Here is a 1,762-nt window from a genome sequence, read left to right on the forward strand (position 1 = left end):
GCAACGTATGGCTTGGAGGGCTTTGACTGAGATAAAGGAAACACGAAGAGTGAAACGATTCGATGTTGACTTATCGTAGGGAAAAGACCGAAAGACACTAGTTGCTGGACGCTGGAGCTGGACAATTTATAAATGATCTCGTTCTTACACTTCTTCAGCATTATCTAGTTTTGAGGGAATGAACCTCAAATTAAATAGTCCGGCGGTGATGGCGAGAAGGTCACACCCGTTCCCATACCGAACACGGAAGTTAAGCTTCTCAGCGCCGATGGTAGTTGGGGCACGCGCCCCTGTGAGAGTAGGACGCTGCCGGGCATAAAGTAATGGAGGATTAGCTCAGCTGGGAGAGCATCTGCCTTACAAGCAGAGGGTCGGCGGTTCGATCCCGTCATCCTCCACCATATTTTATTTCTTTGCCGGCCTAGCTCAATTGGTAGAGCAACTGACTTGTAATCAGTAGGTTGGGGGTTCAAGTCCTCTGGCCGGCACCTTTTGCCTCTTTTATCAATTTGTTGATAATGGGCCATTAGCTTAGTTGGTAGAGCATCTGACTCTTAATCAGAGGGTCGAAGGTTCGAGTCCTTCATGGCCCACCATTAAAAGCAATCGACAAAAGGTTAAACAGTATGAGCCATTAGCTCAGTCGGTAGAGCATCTGACTTTTAATCAGAGGGTCGAAGGTTCGAGTCCTTCATGGCTCACCATTTAATAATGCGGGTGTGGCGGAATTGGCAGACGCACCAGACTTAGGATCTGGCGCCGTAAGGCGTGGGGGTTCGACTCCCTTCACCCGCACCATTTAATATGCGGAAGTAGTTCAGTGGTAGAACACCACCTTGCCAAGGTGGGGGTCGCGGGTTCGAATCCCGTCTTCCGCTCCAGATTTGCCGGGGTGGCGGAACTGGCAGACGCACAGGACTTAAAATCCTGCGGTAGGTGACTACCGTACCGGTTCGATTCCGGTCCTCGGCACCATGTTAATAATGCGCCCGTAGCTCAATTGGATAGAGCGTCTGACTACGGATCAGAAGGTTATGGGTTCGACTCCTATCGGGCGCGCCATATTAACGGGAAATAGCTCAGCTTGGTAGAGCACTTGGTTTGGGACCAAGGGGTCGCAGGTTCGAATCCTGTTTTCCCGACCATTTTTTAGTTTGGGGGCCTTAGCTCAGCTGGGAGAGCGCCTGCTTTGCACGCAGGAGGTCAGCGGTTCGATCCCGCTAGGCTCCACCAAAATTATAAAAATATGTTGACAAAGACTATCATTCTTGTTAACATAAGAAAGTCGCTTTTGAGCGATGATCGTTCTTTGAAAACTAAACAAACAAAAACGTCAACATAGAAAAGCGAAAGCACCCTGGTCAGCACCGTATGGCCTAGAGTGCTCCAACTGAGATAAAGGAAACACGAAGAAGCCGAAGGCAATTCGATGTTGACTTATCGTAGGGCGGAGTGCGAAGGACACTAGGTGCTAGGGCGCTGTAGCTGGACAACAATAATCATTCATTTCTAACGAAATGAAGCCAACGTTAAGTTTTATGAGCTAATCAACTCGAACTTTATTGGAGAGTTTGATCCTGGCTCAGGACGAACGCTGGCGGCGTGCCTAATACATGCAAGTCGAGCGAACCTTTGGGAGCTTGCTCCTAAAGGTTAGCGGCGGACGGGTGAGTAACACGTGGGCAACCTGCCTGTAAGACTGGGATAACTTCGGGAAACCGGAGCTAATACCGGATGACTCTTATTTACACATGTAGATAAG

General features: G+C 49.2%; 10 tRNA genes and 2 rRNA genes. All 12 read left to right on the plus strand.

Annotated elements, in window-relative coordinates:
- The first annotated feature begins 198 nt into the window (after positions 1–198).
- Positions 199–315 (plus strand): 5S ribosomal RNA (gene rrf, locus JK635_RS14610).
- Between the two features lie 10 nt (positions 316–325).
- A tRNA-Val gene (locus JK635_RS14615) sits at positions 326–401 on the plus strand.
- Between the two features lie 14 nt (positions 402–415).
- Positions 416–488: transfer RNA gene (locus tag JK635_RS14620), tRNA-Thr, on the plus strand.
- 32 nt (positions 489–520) lie between these two features.
- Positions 521–596: transfer RNA gene (locus tag JK635_RS14625), tRNA-Lys, on the plus strand.
- A 32-nt stretch (positions 597–628) separates the two neighbouring features.
- Positions 629–704, plus strand: a tRNA-Lys gene (locus tag JK635_RS14630).
- 9 nt (positions 705–713) lie between these two features.
- Positions 714–798 (plus strand) — tRNA-Leu (locus tag JK635_RS14635).
- 8 nt (positions 799–806) lie between these two features.
- Positions 807–881 (plus strand) — tRNA-Gly (locus JK635_RS14640).
- Positions 882–886: 5 nt separating this feature from the next.
- Positions 887–975 (plus strand) — tRNA-Leu (locus tag JK635_RS14645).
- A 10-nt stretch (positions 976–985) separates the two neighbouring features.
- Positions 986–1,062: transfer RNA gene (locus tag JK635_RS14650), tRNA-Arg, on the plus strand.
- 6 nt (positions 1,063–1,068) lie between these two features.
- Positions 1,069–1,145: transfer RNA gene (locus tag JK635_RS14655), tRNA-Pro, on the plus strand.
- 12 nt (positions 1,146–1,157) lie between these two features.
- A tRNA-Ala gene (locus JK635_RS14660) sits at positions 1,158–1,233 on the plus strand.
- A 326-nt stretch (positions 1,234–1,559) separates the two neighbouring features.
- Positions 1,560–1,762: ribosomal RNA gene (locus JK635_RS14665) — 16S ribosomal RNA — on the plus strand; the annotation flags it as partial.

Origin of the sequence: Neobacillus paridis, assembly GCF_016765675.1 — a bacterium.
GTDB lineage: Bacteria > Bacillota > Bacilli > Bacillales > Cytobacillaceae > Neobacillus > Neobacillus paridis.